The sequence below is a fragment of the Massilia solisilvae genome, from assembly GCF_024753215.1.
Classification (GTDB): domain Bacteria; phylum Pseudomonadota; class Gammaproteobacteria; order Burkholderiales; family Burkholderiaceae_D; genus Telluria; species Telluria solisilvae.
On sequence record NZ_JANUGV010000004.1, the window covers coordinates 247476 to 265543 of the forward strand.

Annotated in this window: 17 protein-coding genes; 6 read left to right on the top strand and 11 right to left on the bottom strand. The window is 65.3% G+C overall.

Going from position 1 to position 18068, the window contains the following annotated elements:
* The first annotated feature begins 48 nt into the window (after positions 1-48).
* Positions 49-1419: a nucleotide 5'-monophosphate nucleosidase PpnN gene (gene ppnN, locus NX773_RS16115; protein WP_258857337.1), complete on the top strand. Its 1371-nt coding sequence runs from the start codon at positions 49-51 to the stop codon at positions 1417-1419.
* A 302-nt stretch (positions 1420-1721) separates the two neighbouring features.
* Here the strand turns inward: ppnN and lysS are convergent, their stop codons facing one another.
* From lysS to prfB, 3 genes are all read right to left on the bottom strand, one after another.
* Entirely contained in the window at positions 1722-3257 is a 1536-nt protein-coding gene (gene lysS / locus NX773_RS16120; RefSeq protein ID WP_258857338.1) for a lysine--tRNA ligase, read from the bottom strand.
* A gap of 26 nt (positions 3258-3283) precedes the next feature.
* Positions 3284-3949 carry an HAD family hydrolase gene (locus NX773_RS16125; RefSeq protein ID WP_258857339.1) on the bottom strand — a complete coding sequence of 222 codons (666 nt, stop codon included), beginning with the start codon at positions 3947-3949 and terminating at the stop codon, positions 3284-3286.
* Positions 3949-5053, bottom strand: a protein-coding gene (gene prfB / locus NX773_RS16130; protein WP_258821612.1) for a peptide chain release factor 2 whose coding sequence is annotated in 2 segments (ribosomal slippage) — positions 3949-4971 and positions 4973-5053 — 1104 coding nt in all. Because the reading frame shifts where the segments join, the coding sequence is not laid out codon by codon here. The genes NX773_RS16125 and prfB overlap by 1 nt, the downstream gene beginning before the upstream one ends.
* A gap of 144 nt (positions 5054-5197) precedes the next feature.
* Here prfB and NX773_RS16135 point away from each other — a divergent pair.
* Complete coding sequence (locus tag NX773_RS16135; RefSeq protein WP_258857340.1) at positions 5198-7201, top strand: bifunctional 2',3'-cyclic-nucleotide 2'-phosphodiesterase/3'-nucleotidase; 2004 nt, start codon at positions 5198-5200, stop codon at positions 7199-7201.
* 2 nt (positions 7202-7203) lie between these two features.
* On the opposite strand, the gene NX773_RS16140 is transcribed toward NX773_RS16135, so the two are convergent.
* From NX773_RS16140 to NX773_RS16155, 4 genes are all read right to left on the bottom strand, one after another.
* The gene (locus NX773_RS16140) at positions 7204-7716 is read right to left on the bottom strand and encodes a hypothetical protein (protein ID WP_258857341.1); all 513 of its coding nucleotides are present in this window, start codon (positions 7714-7716) and stop codon (positions 7204-7206) included.
* Positions 7717-7806: 90 nt separating this feature from the next.
* Positions 7807-8127 carry a DUF2288 domain-containing protein gene (locus NX773_RS16145; RefSeq protein ID WP_258857342.1) on the bottom strand — a complete coding sequence of 107 codons (321 nt, stop codon included), beginning with the start codon at positions 8125-8127 and terminating at the stop codon, positions 7807-7809.
* An 18-nt stretch (positions 8128-8145) separates the two neighbouring features.
* The gene (locus NX773_RS16150) at positions 8146-8829 is read right to left on the bottom strand and encodes an RES family NAD+ phosphorylase (protein ID WP_258857343.1); all 684 of its coding nucleotides are present in this window, start codon (positions 8827-8829) and stop codon (positions 8146-8148) included.
* The gene (locus tag NX773_RS16155) at positions 8830-9267 is read right to left on the bottom strand and encodes an MbcA/ParS/Xre antitoxin family protein (protein ID WP_258857344.1); all 438 of its coding nucleotides are present in this window, start codon (positions 9265-9267) and stop codon (positions 8830-8832) included.
* Between the two features lie 150 nt (positions 9268-9417).
* On the opposite strand from NX773_RS16155, the gene NX773_RS16160 reads away from it, so the two are divergent.
* On the top strand, positions 9418-9861 hold the full coding sequence (locus tag NX773_RS16160) for a YybH family protein (protein WP_258857345.1): 444 nt from the start codon (positions 9418-9420) through the stop codon (positions 9859-9861).
* 119 nt (positions 9862-9980) lie between these two features.
* Here NX773_RS16160 and recJ read toward each other — a convergent pair whose 3' ends face one another.
* The 4 genes from recJ to NX773_RS16180 form a co-directional block, all read right to left on the bottom strand.
* Entirely contained in the window at positions 9981-11630 is a 1650-nt protein-coding gene (gene recJ, locus NX773_RS16165; RefSeq protein ID WP_258857446.1) for a single-stranded-DNA-specific exonuclease RecJ, read from the bottom strand.
* A 44-nt stretch (positions 11631-11674) separates the two neighbouring features.
* Positions 11675-12772, bottom strand: a complete 1098-nt coding sequence (locus NX773_RS16170; protein ID WP_258857346.1) for a hypothetical protein — start codon at positions 12770-12772, stop codon at positions 11675-11677.
* A gap of 68 nt (positions 12773-12840) precedes the next feature.
* Complete coding sequence (locus tag NX773_RS16175) at positions 12841-13611, bottom strand: ferritin-like domain-containing protein (protein ID WP_258857347.1); 771 nt, start codon at positions 13609-13611, stop codon at positions 12841-12843.
* A 25-nt stretch (positions 13612-13636) separates the two neighbouring features.
* Positions 13637-14842, bottom strand: coding sequence for a hypothetical protein (locus NX773_RS16180; protein ID WP_258857348.1), 1206 nt, complete (start codon positions 14840-14842; stop codon positions 13637-13639).
* Positions 14843-15184: 342 nt separating this feature from the next.
* On the opposite strand from NX773_RS16180, the gene NX773_RS16185 reads away from it, so the two are divergent.
* Genes NX773_RS16185 through NX773_RS16195 form a run of 3 tightly spaced genes read left to right on the top strand, consistent with a single transcriptional unit; the run spans position 15185 to position 17952 of the window.
* Positions 15185-16450, top strand: coding sequence for a lipoprotein-releasing ABC transporter permease subunit (locus NX773_RS16185; protein ID WP_258857349.1), 1266 nt, complete (start codon positions 15185-15187; stop codon positions 16448-16450).
* Positions 16443-17144: a lipoprotein-releasing ABC transporter ATP-binding protein LolD gene (gene lolD / locus NX773_RS16190; RefSeq protein WP_258857350.1), complete on the top strand. Its 702-nt coding sequence runs from the start codon at positions 16443-16445 to the stop codon at positions 17142-17144. Before NX773_RS16185 ends, lolD begins: the two co-directional genes overlap by 8 nt.
* A 4-nt stretch (positions 17145-17148) precedes the next feature.
* The gene (locus NX773_RS16195) at positions 17149-17952 is read left to right on the top strand and encodes a TatD family hydrolase (RefSeq protein WP_258857351.1); all 804 of its coding nucleotides are present in this window, start codon (positions 17149-17151) and stop codon (positions 17950-17952) included.
* Positions 17953-18068: the final 116 nt, after the last annotated feature.

Genomic DNA, 18068 nt, shown 5'->3' on the forward strand with positions numbered 1-18068 from the left:
TGGCAAGAAGGCCGGATTGTTTCGGTATCAGCAAAGGAAAAAGAACAGATGAATCACGACGTTGTCGACACCCTGATTTCGCCGGAAGGCCGGCTCGAGATCCTGTCGAAGGCCGAAGTGGCCAAGCTGCTCGACACGAGCCAGGGAGGCCTGTACCAGATCTTCCGCAATTGCGCGCTGGCAGTGCTGAACTGCGGTAGCTCGATCGATGACGGCAAGGAGTTATTGGAGCGTTATAGTTCGTTCGACATCAAGATCATCCAGCGCGAGCGCGGCATCAAGCTCGATATTCGCGGTGCGCCGGCGATTGCGTTTGTCGATGGGAAGATGATCAAGGGGATCCACGAGCACCTGTTCGCGGTCCTGCGCGACATCGTGTATGTCAATTTCGAGGTCGTCGATAATCCCAAGTTCGACCTGGCCCGGCCCGAGGGCATCACCGACGCGGTATTCCACATCCTGCGCAACGCCAACGTGCTGCAGCCACAGCGCAACCCCAACCTGGTGGTGTGCTGGGGCGGCCACTCGATCAGCCGCGGCGAATACAACTACTCCAAGGAAGTGGGCTACCAGCTGGGCCTGCGCGAACTGGATATCTGCACCGGCTGCGGTCCCGGCGCCATGAAGGGGCCGATGAAAGGCGCCACCATCGGCCACGCCAAGCAGCGCCTGGGCGGCGGTCGCTATTTGGGCATCTCGGAGCCGGGCATCATCGCGGCCGAGTCGCCAAACCCGATCGTCAACGACCTGGTCATCATGCCGGACATCGAAAAACGCCTGGAGGCGTTCGTGCGCACGGGGCACGGCATCGTCGTGTTCCCGGGCGGCGCGGGGACGGCGGAAGAAATCCTGTACATTCTCGGCATCCTGCTGCATCCGGAGAATGCTGAGATGCCGTTCCCGCTCGTGTTCACCGGCCCGGCGTCGGCGCGTGCGTACTTCGAGCAGATCGATGGCTTCATTGGCGCCACGCTGGGCGAAGAAGCGCAACGCCGCTACAAGATCATCATCGACGACCCCGAAGAGGTGGCGCGCGAGATGCAGGCCGGGATCCGCCAGGTGCGCGAGTACCGCAAGTCGCGCAGCGACGCGTATTACTACAACTGGCTGCTCAAGATCGACCACGAGTTCCAGCGCCCGTTCCGGCCGACGCACGAGAACATGCGCAACCTGTCGCTGCACAAGAACCAGGAAAAGCACCTGCTGGCCGCAAACCTGCGCCGCGCATTCTCTGGTGTGGTGGCGGGGAACGTGAAGGAAGAGGGGATCCGCGCGATCGAGAAGTACGGCCAGTTCGAGATCGATGGCGAACCGGAGATCATGGCGCCGATGGATGCGCTGCTGGCGTCCTTCGTCGAGCAGAGCCGCATGAAGCTGCCGGGCAAGGCGTACGTGCCGTGCTACCGGATCGTCAGCTGATTGCCTGTATCGTCGTTCCGGCGGAAGCCGGAACCCATGCTGCGCTTGCGAACCAGTAGCGTCAAGCCGCAGGCCACGCCAAGTGAGCATGGGTCCCGGCGTGCGCCGGGACGACGGCAATACTGGCCCTGTTGGCTCAGGCACCGTCGTTCCCGCGCAGGCGGGAACCCATGCTGAGCCTCCCGTCACGCGGCCTGTGGGTTCCCGCCTGCGCGGGAACGACGTGCTTGATTTGGTGGATAAAAAAAGGGTTCCGGCTTGCGCGGGAACCCCTTGTTCATCCAGCTGCGATCAAGCGCCGATCAATCCTCGCGGCGCAGGTGCGGGAACAGGATCACGTCGCGGATGTTCGGCGAATCGGTGATCAGCATCATCAGGCGGTCGATGCCGATACCGCAGCCGCCGGCCGGCGGCATGCCGTATTCCAGCGCGCGGATGTAGTCGGCGTCAAAGTACATCGCCTCCTCGTCGCCCGCGTTCTTCGCTTCCACCTGCGCCATGAAGCGCGCTGCCTGGTCTTCCGGATCGTTCAGCTCTGAGAAGCCGTTGGCGATTTCGCGGCCCACGATGAACAGCTCGAAGCGCTCGGTGATGCCTTCGCGCGTATCGGACGCGCGCGCCAGCGGCGACACCTCGACCGGGTAGTCGATGATGAAGGTCGGCTCCCACAGCTGCGCCTCCGCGGTTTCTTCGAACAGCGCCAGCTGCAGCGCGCCCAGGCCCGAGGTCGAGAACGGGGTCACGCCGAACTTCTTCAACTCGGTCTTCAGGAAGTCCATGTCGTTCAGCTGCTCGGCGGTGTAGCCCGGCGCGTACTTGTTGATGGCCTCGACGATGGTCAGGCGGTGGAAGGGCTTGGACAGGTCCAGCTCGCGCCCGCCGTAGGTCAGCACTGCGGTCCCGTGCGCGTCGACCGCGGCCTGGCGGATCACGGCCTCGGTGAAGTCCATCATCCAGCGGTAGTCCACGTAGGCGGCGTAGAACTCCATCATGGTGAACTCGGGGTTGTGGCGGGTCGAGACACCCTCGTTGCGGAAGTTGCGGTTGATCTCGAACACGCGTTCGAAACCACCCACCACCAGGCGCTTGAGGTACAGCTCGGGCGCGATGCGCATGAACATCTGCATGTCCAGCGCATTGTGGTGGGTGATGAAGGGCTTGGCCGCGGCGCCGCCCGGGATCGGGTGCAGCATCGGCGTTTCCACTTCCATGAACCCGTTTTCTTCCATGAAGCGGCGGATCGACGACATCGCGGCGGTACGCGCCTTGAACGTGCGGCGGGTCTCTTCGCTGGTGATCAGGTCCACGTAGCGCTGGCGGTACTTGGTCTCCTGGTCGGCCAGGCCGTGGAACTTGTCCGGCAGCGGGCGCAGCGACTTGGTGATCAGCTTGAGCTGGGTGACCTTGATGGTCAGCTCGCCGACCTTGGTCTTGAACAGCGTACCTTCCACGCCCAGGATGTCGCCCAGGTCGTAGTGGCGGAAGGCTTCCATCGCCGCTTCACCAGTGTCGTCCAGCGTCACGTAGATCTGGATGCGGCCGTTGGCGTACTGGCCCGACGAGTCCTGCAGCGTGGCGAATGCGGCCTTCTTGCCGGCTTCGCGCTTGAGCATCATGCGGCCAGCCAGCTTGACGTGCACCGGCTTGGCTTCGAGCTCTTCGCGCGACTGCGAGCCGTACTGGCCCTGCAGGTCGGCCGCGTTGTGGCTCGGGCGGAAATCGTTGGGGAAGGCGACGCCCTTCTGGCGCAGTGCGGCCAGCTTGGCGCGGCGCTCGGCCATGATCTTGTTCTCGTCGGTCGCCGCCAGCGGCGTTTGGTCTTGGTTTTCCGTAGTCATGATGGAGTTCAGGTTTTATTGTTCAATCAGGCGGCGAGCAGGTCGTCGACCGACAGCTCGGTGAAGTCGGATGCGATGCGGATCACGTTGTCGTATGCGGCAAACGCGGCGGCGTCGAGCGTGGTTGACAGCACCACCGCCGGCATGCCCGCATTCTTCGCCGCTTCCACGCCCAGCGGCGCATCTTCGAACACGATGCAGTCGGCAGGCTGCACGCCCACCTTGTCCGCGGCGGCCAGAAACACGTCCGGATGCGGCTTGCCGCGCTTGACGTCGGCCGCGCCGACCACCGCGTCGAAATGGCGGCGCAGATTAAGGCCGTCGAGCACGAAGGCGATGTTCCCCGGCGGCCCGGAGGTGGCCACGGCCAGCATCACGCCGCGCTCCCTGGCGTGGGCCAGGAAGGCGGAAAAGCCCTCGACCTCCTTGCGGTGCGGCTCGTACATCTCGCGGTAGATCTCTTCCTTTTCGTGGTTCATCGCCGCCACCTTGTCGTCGGACAGGTGCTCGCCCAGGTAGGCGCGCAGGATCTCCTTGCCCTGGCGGCCCGCGGTGGTGCGGAAGAACTCGTCCGGGTCGATCTGCACGTCCAGGCGGCGGAACAGCTCGACCCACGATCGGGTGTGGAAGTCCATGTTATCGACGATCGTGCCGTCCATGTCGAACACAAAGGCGCGTTTTGCCTGCGTCATCAGATGCCCTGCTTGAGCGAGGCCGAGATGAACTCGTCCAGGTCGCCGTCCAGCACGGCCTTGGTGTTGCCGGTCTCGACGTTGGTACGCAGGTCCTTGATGCGCGACTGGTCCAGCACGTAGGAGCGGATCTGGTGGCCCCAGCCGACGTCGGTCTTGGAGTCTTCCAGTTTCTGCTGCTCGGCCATGCGCTTGCGCAGCTCCAGTTCGAACAGCTTCGCGCGCAGCATGTCGAAGGCCTCGGCCTTGTTGCGGTGCTGCGAGCGGTCGTTCTGGCACTGCACCACAATGCCCGACGGGGCGTGCGTCAGGCGCACCGCGGAGTCGGTCTTGTTGATGTGCTGGCCGCCGGCGCCGGATGCGCGGTAGGTGTCGATGCGCACGTCCGCCGGGTTGATCTCGATGTCGAACGACTCGTCCACTTCGGGGTACACGAAGAGCGACGAGAACGAGGTGTGGCGGCCGTTGGCCGAGTCGAACGGCGACTTGCGCACCAGGCGGTGCACGCCGGTTTCGGTGCGCAGGTGGCCGTAGGCGTACTCGCCCTCGACCTTGATGGTGGCGGTCTTGATGCCCGCGACCTCGCCCTCGGAGACCTCGAGCAGTTCAGCCTTGAAGCCCTTGCGTTCGCAGTAGCGCAGGTACTGGCGCAGCAGCATGGACGCCCAATCCTGAGCCTCGGTGCCGCCGGCGCCGGCCTGGATGTCGATGAAGCAGTTGGCGTGGTCCATCGGATTGCTGAACATCCGGCGGAACTCCATCGCCTCGATGACTTTCTTGATGCCTTCGGCGTCCGCCTCGACCGCTTCGATCGTGGCGTCGTCGCCTTCTTCGCGCGCCATGGCGAACAGGTCGGCCGCGTCCTTCAGGTCGGCGTCCGCTTTTTGCAGGGTCAGGACGACGCCTTCCAGCTCTTTCTTCTTCTTGCCGAGGTCCTGGGCGCGCTTCTGGTCGTTCCAGACCGTGGGGTCTTCCAGCTCCTGGTTGACCTGTTCTAGATCATCCGACTTCTTATCGAAGTCAAAGATACCTCCGAAGTTCGGCTTCGCGACTGGTCAGGTCGGAAAGCAGGGAGGAGAGGGCGTTGATGCGTTCAGCTTCCATGATCTTGGCGTTCTTTTCCGTAGGTTGAATCGAACCTTCGATTATACCCCACCGCGCGCCGGTTATTCCTGCCGGGAGCGCCTTTGCTTGATGCTTGCCCGCGCCGTACCGTATCATCGGGCAGTCTTGTCATCCGGATCACTCATGCGCGCCTGCCTGCGTTACCAAATTTGCATCGGTCTTGTTCCCATTCTCGTCTCCGGCGGCGCCTTGGCAGCCCCGCGCGCGCCTGCCGGGGCCACGGCGACGCTGGCGGTGCTTGAAACGACGGACATCCATGCGAACGTGGTCGGTTATGACTATTACAAGTTGGCCGCCGACTCATCGCTGGGACTGGACCGTACCGCAACGCTGATCGCACAGGCGAGGCGCGAGTTCGCCAACACGCTCCTGCTGGACAATGGCGACACCATCCAGGGCAATGCGCTGGGCGACTACCAGGCGCTGGCCCACCCGCTGCGCTGCGATGAGCGGCTGGCGATCTACAAGGCCATGAACCGGCTCGGGTTCGAGGGCGGGGGCGTGGGCAACCATGACTTCAACTACGGCTTGCCCTACCTCGCGCAGGTGACCGGGAGCCGGTTCGACGTCGACGGCGTGGACAAGACCAAGCGCTGCGCCGGCCCGGCGTTCCCTATCGTGCTGGCCAACGTAGTCAGCGCCAGGACGGACAAGCCGCTGTTCCAGCCGTACCGCATCATCGACAAACGCATTGCGGCGGTGGACGCACACGGCAAGCAGGTCACGGCGACCGTCAAGGTGGGCATCATTGGCCTCACCACGCCCGGCATCCTTGCGTGGGACAAGCGCTGGCTGGAAGGGAAGGTGTACACGGAAGGCGTGCGCGAGGCGGCGGCAAAGTACATTCCCGAGATGCGTGCGAAGGGCGCGGAGCTGGTGGTGGCCATCTCGCACGGCGGCATCGACGGCGCTGCTTATTCTCCGAACATGGAAAACGCCGGCTACTACCTGGCCCAGGTGCCGGGTATCGATGCGATGCTGCTCGGGCACGCGCACGCTGTTTTTCCGGACGCGGCCAGCCGCGCGCCGCAGTTCAACCTGCCCGGCATCGACAAAGCCAAAGGCACGGTGTTCGGCGTACCGACAGTGATGGCCAGCCTGTGGGGCAAGCACCTTGGCGTGATTGGCCTGCACCTGCGCCACGACGGCAAGCGCTGGGTGGTGGACAAGGAGCACACCACGGTCGAAGTCCGCGCCACGCAGAAGGCGGACAAATCATACGTCGCGCCGGACCCGTCGATCATGGAGCTGGTGGCGCGCGAACATGCCGGCACCATCGACTACGTGAAGACGCCGATCGGCGAGACCGACTTCAGAATGTCCACGTACTTCGCGGACGTGGGCGACGTGTCCGCGATCCAGGTGGTGAACGATGCGCAGGCCGACTACGTGAGAAAGTACATTGCGGCGAACCTGCCGCAGTACGCTAACCTGCCCGTGCTGTCGATGGCCGCGCCGTTCAAGGCCGGGGCGGCGGGGCCGGCGGACTACACCGACGTCCAGCCGGGCAAGCTGGCCCTGAACAATGCGGCCGACCTTTACCTGTACCCGAATACGCTGGCGGCAGTGAAGATCAGTGGCGCCCAGCTCAAGGCGTGGCTGGAAAAGTCGGCCAACCGGTTCAATACCATCGACCCCACGCGCAGCCAGGCGCAGGAGCTGGTCAACCCGGGCTTTGCCAGCTACAACTTCGATATGGTCACGTCCAAGGATCTCAGCTACGAGATCGACGTCACGCGCCAGCCGGGCAGCCGAATTCGCAGCCTGTCCTGGCAAGGCGAACCGGTTGGGGACGCACAGGAATTCATCGTCGCCACCAACAGCTACCGCGCCAGCGGCGGCGGCGGTTTCGCGGGCCTTGACGGCAGCGCGACCGTTCTCGCCGCACCGGACACGAATCGCGACGTGCTGATCGCCTACATCCGCAAGACCGGAGAGCTCAAGCGCGCCACGCAGGCGTCCCAGCGCAGCTGGCATTTCACGCCGGTGCAAACGGCAGGGCCGGTGGTGATCCGGGCGGCGCCTGGCCTGCTCCGGCTGGCGCAGGATGCAGGCTTGTCCAATCTCCGCTCGCTGGACGCGGACGGAAAGGGCTTTGAGCTCTACAGCGTGGACCTGTCGAAGTAAGCCTACAGGCAGACCGCGTCCAGCCCCTTCATGTCGATGGCGTTGGCAGCGGTGACCAGCTGGTCCTGCTTGATGCCGCTGCCGTCGATCGTGATTACGCATTTGCCGGCCACGGCGGTCAGCTTGCCGCTGCCGTTTTCCTTGCTGTAGACGACCAGGGCCTTGCGGTCCTTGAGCGGCTGCAGCGAGGCGAAGCCGCCGCCTTCGGGTAGTTCGCCGAGCTGGGCCTGCTCGAGCCTGGGCACGCTCATCGCACGATTGCCGGGACGGATCCGAACGATGTCGAGCGTGAGCCCGCTCTCGCTCTTGCCGGTGTAGGTCTGGGTCACGCCCGAGGTGTGGTCGGACATGTGCTCGGCATCGAACGGCGCGTCGGTCTTCCAGCCTGCCAGCTTCATGGGGATGAATTTGTCGAGCGCGGGGCCGGAGGGCTGCTGGCTGGCCGCGTTGGCGATCGACGCGGCCAGCGCCGCGGCCAGGCCGGCCGTGAGAAGTGCTTGCTGAGATTTGCGCATGTCTGCTTCCTGTATCAGATAACAGTCATGCAAGTTATCGCAAGGATGGGGCCGCGGCCAGCCCCACCAGGGGGGTGAGTCGGTCGCGCGTCAGTGCAGGCTCTTTTTGTCGGGCTGCACCAGCACGAACGGGTGCACGACCGAGGCCCATAGCGTCGAATCGGCGACCGCCCACACCTGCGCCTGCTCGTCCTTCACCTTGTGGAGCTTGCCCTCGGCCATCCAGCGCTGCACGTTGTCCTTGTCGTCGTGCGAGATACGTACCGCCACGTCCACCAGGTCCAGGTCCTCGCTCACGTACACCACGGCGCCGGCCGCGAAGTGCTTTTCGAGCTCGCTCCATTTGATGCGGGCGGTTTCGTGGTTGACCTTGTCGTACAGCTCTTTGTCGTTCTCTGGCTTGGTTTTCATGGTGCGGCTCACAATGGTTCAGATAATCTCGATCACCGGTTCCGGCGACCCCGCCCATGTTAACCGATAGGCATCGCCCTTGCGAACATTGCCAACCAGTGCAGGCCGAAAGCAGGCGAGGTTGGTGCCGCCAGGGCGCCGCACGCTGGGGTAGATTACGCCCATCGAGCCGGTCTCGAGCAGCTCGAGCGCCAGCGCCTGCGAGGTTTCGTAGCTGTTGGGGTCCAGGCACTTGGGGCAGGCGTTGGCGCCGCGCAGGTCGTGGAAGGTGGCGGTGAAGTCGGCCAGCATGCACTGGTAGCTGACGCAGTCCTCGAAGCGTTTGATTTCCTGGTACTCGACCGTCTTGTGGAAGCACACCTCGGCCAGTGCGGTTTCGGTGTCGAACGCGCAGTACCAGGCGCCCCGATCGCCGTCGTTGAAGCGGCTGCCTTCGGGGCGTGGGTAACAGAACGCGGCGTTGATGATGCGAAAGTGCGGCACGCCGAACACCAGTTCGTCCACGCCGATGCCGGGCAGGCCGCCATACTCGCCGCGCAGGCGCTCGTTGGTGGCGTTGTCCAGGTCGAACAGGTCGCGCAAGACGTCGTCGCTCTCCGCCAGCGGCACCAGCACCGAGTCCTCGATATCGGCAAAGCGCGACGGGATCAGGCGGCAGGTGTCAAACTGGCGCAGGTTGGTCAGTTTGCGGACGGCGCCCACTCACAGGCCCCCGCGCCGGGCGTCCAGCAGCTTGCGCACGGTCTGCATGCCGAGCAGGCCACCGCCCAGCATGGTGGACAGCGGTGTGCGCCCGTTGAAGATGGGGTTGGTGTTGGGCAGGTGGACCCATTCGTCGGCGAGCTTGTCGCCGTAGAGGACGTGCAGGGCCTTGTAGATGCCCAGCAGGTAGGAGATGCGGGTGATCCGGTCAACTTCGAGCACGCGGTCCGGGTTCTTTTTCCATTCGTAGAAGGCCGAGGACGACAGGCCGCCGAGCAGTTCGCGCGCCTCTTCGTCGCGCAGCTTCCAGGCGGCGGCAAGGCGGAAAAAGCCTTTCAGGGCAGACTGGGACAGCCGCTCGCGCTCGGCCTTGGAGTTCAGGTCGACCAGCACGGCGGGTTCGAAGCGGCTTTTGGGGTAGGCGTAGGCGAGGCTCATGGGTTCCTCCGTATATGGACTCTTTATACTCCAAATCCGGAGAATGTGCAATTGATGGTTGTCAGCCGTGTGTGACCATGACAAAATCGCAACCCTTGTCCAAATGAAAGGGTGTGTCCCATGCGTTTGAGATGGTTTTCCCTGGTTTGCGTGGCCCTGTTGACCCTCGCCGCCGCGGCGAGCGCCCAGCGCCTGTCCAACGATGAACTGAAAAAGCAGGTGGCCGACACCGAACGCGCGTTCGCGGCAACCATGAAGGCGCGCGACCACAAGGCGTTCACGACCTTCCTCTCCGACGAGGCGGTGTTCTTTGGCGGTAACCCGAACGAGGTCCTGCGCGGCAAGGAAGCGGTGGCCAAGGGCTGGAAGGGTCTGTACATCAAGCCCGAGGCGCCGTTCTCATGGGAGCCGGACCAGGTCGAGGTGGTCGAGTCGGGCACGCTGGCCCTCTCCACCGGGCCGGTGTATGACGCCAACGGCAAGCTGATCTCGCGCTTCAGCTCGATCTGGCGGCTGGAGGCGCCGGGTACGTGGAAGATCGTGTTCGATCGCGGCACGCCGGTTTGCGATTGCAAGAAGGCTGACGGAAAGTAAATGCCACGTCGTCCCGGCGAACGCGGGACCCATGGGCAGTTCGCGTCAACCAAAAGCTCTTGTGGCCACGGACGCACAGCATGGGCCCCGGCTTTCGCCGGGGCGACGTGCGTTGTAGTTCAAGCCGGTTCGGCGTGTTCGACCAGCAGCTGGACCTTGGTGACCCCGTTGTATTCGTTGGCGTCCAGCCGAAACGCCACGAGCGCGCGGTCGCCCAGCCCGGCCGTCTGGCCGAACCAGATCGCGTCGTAGCGCTTGCCGTTGCGTTCCAATAGCAGCTTCAGATGGCGCTCCTTCAGGATGCGCTGGCTCAGTACCGTGAACTCGTCGCAGAACACGGGCGGGGCAAAACCCTGGCCCCACACCTGCCCATCCATCAGCTCGATGAAGTTCGTGCTGTAGTACGCGTCTTCCAGCGGACCATCGGTCTCGATCACGCGCTCGAGCTGCGCTTGCGTCAGCCACGCGCGGCCGACCGCCTCGAACGCCTGCCTGAAGCTGTCCAGCGCATCGGACCGTATCGTCAGGCCTGCCGCCATGGAGTGGCCGCCAAATTTGTCGATCAGGCCCGGCACGCGCTTTGACACCAGGTCCAGCGCGTCGCGTAAATGGAAGCCCGGGATCGAGCGGCCCGAGCCCTTGACCAGCCCGTCGCCGGCCGGCGCGAAGGTGATCGTCGGCCGGTAGAACTTCTCTTTCAGGCGCGAAGCGACGATGCCGATCACGCCCTGGTGCCAGCCCTCGTCGTACACGCAGATCGTGCTGCTGTCGGCGGGTTCGAACTCGTCCAGGTGCAGCAGGGCCGTGTCCTGCATCTCGGCCTCGATCTCGCGGCGCTTGAGGTTGATCTCGTTGAGCTGCTGCGCGATCGCCCAGGCGCGACCCTCGTCGTCGGTGAGCAGGCATTCGATCCCGAGCGACATGTCGTCCAGTCGCCCGGCAGCGTTCAGGCGCGGGCCGACGGCAAAGCCAAGGTCGAACGGCGAGGCGCTGCGCGCTTCGCGGCCGGCCACGCGGAACAGCGCCGCCACGCCCGGCTGCATGCGGCCGGCGCGCATGCGCTTGATGCCTTGCGCAACCAGGATGCGGTTGTTCGTGTCGAGCTTGACCACGTCCGCCACCGTGCCCAGCGCCACCAGGTCGAGCAGGCAGTCCAGCTTGGGCTGGGTCTGCTGGTCATATACGCCGCGCCGGCGCAGTTCGGCGCGCAGCGCGAGCAGCACGTAGAACACGACGCCCACGCCGGCCAGGTGCTTGCTGGGGAAGCCGCATTCGGGCTGGTTCGGGTTCACGATTACGCGCGCATCCGGCAGCGTGTCGCCCGGCAGGTGGTGGTCGGTCACCACGACCTCGATGCCGCGCCGCTTTGCCTCGAGCACGCCGTCGATGCTGGCGATGCCGTTGTCCACGGTGATGATGATGTCCGGCTGCTTCTCGCGCGCGGTCAGCTCGACGATCTCCGGCGTGAGGCCATAACCATATTCGAAGCGGTTGGGGACGATGTAGTCCACGCGTGCGCCCATCATCGCCAGGCCACGCAGGGCAGTGGCGCAGGCGGTGGCGCCGTCGCAGTCGTAGTCGGCGACGATGGTCATCTTTTTGCCGGCCGCGATGGCGTCGGCCAGGAACGCGGCGGCGGCGTCGATGTGTTTCAGGCTGGCAGGCGGCGCCAGCGCTTGCAGTTCGCTCGACAGCTCGCGCGGATCGGACAGGCCGCGCGCCGCGTACACGCGGGCCAGCACGGGGTGGACCCCGCCCTGGCGCAGCATCTCGGAAGTGCGCAGCGGGCAGGGGCGGATGGTGATGCGGGTGTTCAAATCAGTCGTTCCAAAGTCGGCCGGCGCCAGAATTTGCGCTGCGCCATGGCGGTGGTGGTGAATTCGGCGTGTGCGTCGCGGTGGCTCATGACCAGCTTGAGCTGCTTGATGCGGCCGGCCGTCAGGGCGGCGAGCAGGGGCGCGAACAGCTCGGATTCAAGGCGCTGCATTTCGTACAGCCAGCCGGACCAGTCGGCGGCGATGGCGGGGGCGGCCACGTTGCCGGCGATGAGCAGGGTGTCCGCTTGCGTGGCGCCGACCTGGTCCAGCGCCGTCAGACGTTCAGTGGCCAATGCGGATAGCCAGCCGGGGGTTTCGAAACTTGCCACGGTTGTTCCGTTGACGGGCTTCGGGAGCTCAGCATGGGGTGAATAAGGCCGGGGGCCTTGTTCACCCTGCGCGGGGAAGACGGTGTTTGCGGTGGTGGTGGTGGTCGCGCTGGCGGCGCCCCAGAGCCAGAAGGCATTCACCGGCGCCTGGCGGCGCGATTCGCGGGCGGCGTTGGCCGGGTGGGTGTACCACAACATCTGGATCTCATTTTGCAGCTTGCGGTAGGCCAGCGCACGCGGGCCGGTCGGCATGCAGTCGGTCAGGTTCATGCCCACCGCCGCGTCGGGCGTCGAGGTGTCCATGCCGGCCCAGTCGTCGGCGCGCATGAACCAGGTCTGCGCGTCGCCGTACTCCAGCGTGTGGCCCGCCTCCTCGATATACGGGCGGGCTGCGTCGAACAGGGCGCGGCTGTCGGCATCGTGCAGGTCCAGCTGCCGCAGGTCCGGCATCATCAGGTGACTGCGCGCGATCTCGATATGTGATGGGTTGATAATGAACCAGGTGCCATCCTGCGGGTCGAGGCCAAACCCGCGCATCGCCGCCACCGCAAAGCCGGGCTGGCCGTGCTGTTCAAGGCCGAGCGCGCGCGCCAGCCAGACCTCGTGCGGCAGCGCGCGGGCGCGCTGGTCGTATGGCTGGCGATGATGCGCCGCGGTGCGCGACACCAGCGCGGCAAGGGCGGGCGCCTGGAGCGAACGCACCAGGTCGGGCGCAAATTCGGGAGCGGGCAGGGCAAACGGCAGGACGAGGGTAAGCTGAACCATGCCGTGATTGTAGGGCAAATGCCGTGTCAGCGAGTAATTCGCGTGACACGGCTGCGACAGCGGCAATCTCAGGGCGTGGCGGCCGGCCCGGACTGGTCGGGCTCGATCTCGACATCCCCGTAGGTCAGGCCAATGGCCTCTTCGTACCAGGTCTGCACCAGCGCCAGGTGCTCGCGCTCCTCGTTCAGGGCGATGGTGAAATCGTTGACCATGTCGGTGAGCTCGTGCTCGTCCGCGAGCGCGACCAGCGTCTCCCAGCCGGCCTTGTCGGCCAGTTCGGCGGTGACGATGGCGTGCAGCGACTGGGCCAGGCTGGTGCGGGGATCGTTCAGCACCTGCACCAGGCCCATCGACTCCACGCCGACCAGGTCCGCGCTGGGCGTCTGCGAGGTCGGGTCGCCGCCCAGCGACTCGATGGCGTCACTGAGCAGCAGGAAGTGCCGCGCCTCGTCCGAGCGGATCGCCTGCAGGTCCTCGATCGACATGCTGATCTCGCCATCGAGCATGACCTCGCATTTGGTGATGAGGGCGTCGTACAGGCGCGCGCCGGTGCGCTCGAAGGCGAGCCGCTCGCCCAGCTTGTCGAGCAGGATCTGCGGGCTGTCGCCCTTGAGCATCTGCACGCCCATGCTGACCGCGCCGGTGATCGTGCCCGGCAGCGGGACCGAGCCCAGGCCTTCGGCGTCGGCAATGTACGAGCTGCGCACGTCGGCCAGCGCCGATTCGTCGCCTTCCTCGCCGCGCGCGCTGCCGTCGTCCTTGAGCATGGCCTTGGTATCCAGTGGCGACATCTGGATGCCGGTCCGGTTCATGCCAACGTGTTCCGAATGCTGTGCCATGGTGTTCTCCTGGTTGTCGGTTGGCTCACGGCGAGATGGGGCCGGGCGCGGTGCTCATCACGCCGCTGGCGGTTCCCTTGCGCGTCATCTCGGTGCCGGGCGACCAGATGTAGCCGGCCGAGACGGCCTCGCTCGGCGAGCCGTCCGAGTTGATGTAGGTGCGGTAGTGCAGCGAGGCTGCGCTTTCCCGCGCGCGCGGCACGAAGGCGGCGCCGTCGGTGCGCAAGTCCACTTCGTTGTGCAGCACGCGGCGCACGAAGTCGCGCTGGCTGCGAAATTGGAGCGGCGCCGCGAAGTCGTTGGTGATGATCTCGGCCGGGTCGCGCTTTTCGACCGCCTTGATGGCCTCGGCCGCCATGTGGAAGTGCCCCAGCTCGTAGTCCAGGAAGCGCTCCCAGATCGCCTTGACGTGGTGATTGGTCTCCTGCTCGACGCAGCTGTAGTAGTTGTAGCACTCGGCCGCCTCGTGCAGCAGCCACTGTTCGAGCACCGTCTCGGTCGGGTCGAGCATCGACTCGTACTGGGTCACGTGCTGCTCCTCGACCGATGCGATCTCCGCGTACAGCTGGCGCGCCAGCGGATCGGAAAAGGTGGGGCCGATGTTCATGTAGTAGTTGTGGGTCTGCGCCTCGCCGGCCACGATGGTGAGCGCGTGCAGCTTGGTCAGCATCGCGGCGCGCGTACGGTCGTAGTGGTTGCGCAGGTCGTCCTGCGGGGCGCGGTGGTGCTCGATGGTCGGGCGGCCGGGCAGGATGTCGGTGTAGCTTTGCAGGATATTGTTGGCGTCCTTGCCCTCCAGCCGGTCGAGCAAGGCCGCGTAGCGGTACATGTGGTCGAAGTCTTCCAGCAGGCCAAAGCGGTACACCTGGGCCAGGTAGGGATCGGGCTCGACCTGGGCGATGGCGGCGGTGACTTCGATCGCGACCTGCTCGTAGCCGATGGTGGTTTCGAGCGGCGAATGGTCGGCGGCGAGCAGCCAGTTGACCATCGTGCACTGGTGCTGCTCGGTGCGCCGCACCTGCGCCAGCGGCAGGCGCAGGTCGGCGTTGCAGCGCGCCGCCATGTGGCCGAAGCGCAGCGCCTCCTGCTCCAGGCCGTTCATCAGGATCACGCGCACGCGGGTGAAGGCGTCGTCGTCGAGCTTGCTGATCGGCTTTTGCACCATGTCGCGCCAGGTGAAGCGCTGGTCCTCGACTCGGACCCCTTTGGAATCGAAGAGACTGAATGCCATGTTGGTTCTCCGGGTGGCAAAAGAAGCGGCAGGGCCGCGCCAGCGGTCCGCGTCGTCGTTCGATGCCTTGCATGGCTGGCTAGTTCAATCAATATGGGTTGGGGCTGGGTGGTTACTGGCGTCGCTGCGTTGACCGATAGCCATCCCCGTCAAAACCGTCGTCCCGGCGCAGGCCGGGACCCATGCTGACTAACCGAAGTAGCCAGCGGTCTATGGATCCCGGCCTTCGCCGGGATGACGGCTCAACTGCTGACGGCGTATCCGATTCAATTGTGTCAATCCCTGTCATGGTTGAGCTTTGTATGGCAAACTGCGGGGTCTGACGTTTTTGTGCCCGGACCCATGAGTCTCATCCAGAACCTGCCGTATGAGTGGCTGGTCGGCCTGCGCTACACGCGGGCCGGCAAGCGCAGCGGCCGCAACAGCTTCATTTCCTTCATCTCGCTCATCTCGGTGTCCGGGATCGCGCTCGGCGTGGCCGCGCTCATCGTCGTGCTGTCCGTGATGAACGGGTTCCAGAAGGAAGTTACCGACCGCATGCTGTCGGTGCTGGCCCACATCGAAATCTTCGACGCCAGCGGCGGCATGCCAAACTGGCGCCAGGCCGAGCAGGAAGCGTTCCGCAACCCGGCCGTCAAGGGCGCCGCCCCGTTTGTCGAGACGCGCGGCATGCTGCTGCGCGACGGCGAAATGCGCCCCACTGTGATTCGCGGCGTGCTGCCCAGCGAAGAGCGCAAGGTGTCCGAGGTCGCCAACCAGATCAAGCAGGGCAGCTTCGACGCGCTCACGCCCGGCTCGTTCAACATCGTGCTGGGCTCGGCGCTGGCGCGCTCACTGAACGTCACGGTCGGCGACAAGGTGACCATGGCGCTGGCCCAGACCCAGCCCACGCCGGCCGGCGTGCTGCCGCGGCTGAAGTCGTTCAACGTGGTCGGCATCTTCGAGGCCGGCCACTATGAGTTCGATTCGGCGCTCTCGTTCGTGAGCCTGGAGGACGCCGAAAAGATGGAGCGCCTCGATGCGCCCTCCGGCCTGCGCCTGCGCATCGCCGACATGCACAAGGCGCCGCAGGTGGCCGAGGAGCTCAAGGGCAGCATGTCCGGCGACCTGATCATGCGCGACTGGTCCAAGCTCAACGCCAACTGGTTCGCCGCCGTGCAGACGGAAAAACGCATGATGTTCATCATTCTGACCCTGATCATCGCGGTGGCCGCGTTCAACCTGGTGTCCACGCTGGTGATGACGGTGACCGACAAGCAGGCCGACATTGCCATCCTGCGCACGCTGGGCTCGTCGCCGCGCTCGATCATGAAAATCTTCATGGTGCAGGGCGCGCTGGTGGGAATCATGGGCACGCTGGTTGGCGTCACGCTCGGCGTGATCGTGGCCCTGAACATCGACGTGATCGTGCCGTTCATCGAACACCTGCTGGGCGTGCAGTTCCTGTCCAAGGATATTTACCTGATCAGCGAAATGCCATCCGACCTGCGCTGGCCGGACGTCTTCAAGATCGGCGGCCTGTCGGTGCTGCTGGCCTTCGTCGCAACTATTTACCCGAGCTGGTCCGCTTCGCGCGTCAAGCCGGCGGAGGCGCTGCGCTATGAATAACGATGTGAGCATGATGCCGGTGCTGTCCTGCCGCGGCCTGTCCAAGACCTTCAAGGAAGGCAACTACCAGGTGCGGGTGCTGGAAGGGATCGACTTTTCGGTGGAGCGCGGCGAGCGGGTGGCCATCGTCGGCGCCTCCGGTTCCGGCAAATCGACCCTGCTGCACCTGCTGGGCGGACTCGACACGCCGACCTCGGGCTCGGTCACGCTGATGGGCGAGGATTTCGCTTCGCTGTCCGAGACCCGGCGCGGCGAGCTGCGCAACTCGTCGCTGGGTTTCGTGTACCAGTTCCACCACCTGCTGCCGGAGTTCTCCGCGCTCGACAACGTGGCAATGCCGCTCCTGATCCGGCGCGTCAAGCGCGCCGCGGCCAACGAGCGTGCGCAGGCCATCCTTGCGCGCGTGGGCCTGGCCAATCGGGTCATCCACCGGCCGGGCGAGCTGTCGGGCGGCGAGCGCCAGCGGGTGGCGCTGGCGCGCGCGCTCGTCACCGAGCCTGCCTGCGTGCTGGCCGACGAGCCGACCGGGAACCTTGATCGCAGCACCGCCGAGTCCATCTTCGACCTGATGCTCGAACTGTCGCGCACGCTCGGCACTTCGTTCGTGATCGTCACCCACGACCCCGAACTGGCACGCCGCTGCGACCGCGTGCTGCGCCTGACCGAGCACGGGCTGCAGGCGGTCGAGGCCTAGGCGGATGTGGATCGATACCCACTGCCACCTGGACGCGGCAGAATTCGGCGCGCAGGCGCTGGATGTGGCGCACAGGGCAGGGCAGGCGGGGGTGTCGATGATCGTGATCCCGGCGGTCGAACGCGGTAACTTCGACACGGTGGCCCGGCTTGCCGCCTGTGCGCCGAACGCCTGCTATGCATTGGGCATACATCCGATCTTTGTCCCGCAGGCGCGGGACGAGGACCTGGAGGCCCTGCGCGCGGCCGTGGAAAGCGCGCTGGCCGACCCCAAATTCGTCGCCGTCGGCGAGATCGGGCTGGACTTCTTCATCCCCATGCTGTGCGAACCGGCCATGCGCGACAAGCAGGAGCGCTTCTTGCGCGAGCAGCTGCGGATCGCGCGCGACTTCGACCTGCCGGTGCTTCTGCACATACGCCGCTCGCAGGACCAGGTGCTCAGGCACCTGCGCCAGATCGGACCAAAGTGCGGCATCGCCCACGCCTTCAATGGCAGCTTCCAGCAAGCGCAACACTACATCGACCTGGGCTTTCATCTCGGCTTTGGCGGCGCCATGACCTTTACCCGCGCCCTCCAGATCAGGCGCCTGGCGGCCGGCCTGCCGCTGGACGCGATCGTGCTCGAGACCGACGCGCCCGACATCTCGCCGGCCTGGGTGCACCCGGCCCGCAACAGCCCGGAACAGCTACCCGCCATCGGCGCGGCGCTGGCCGAACTGCGCGGTGTGGACGAGGCCACCATCCGCAGCGCGGCGCACCGCAACGCGCTGGCCGCCATCCCTCGGCTGGCGCGCCTGCTTCCCGCCTGACCGCGTCCTGCGGGCGCGTCACTGTCCATCCATACAGTGGCGACCACATCCTTGCCATTTGGTTCAGGTCGGCAATGCTGACGGACCGCAACTGAGCTCTGCGGTATACGTGTCAC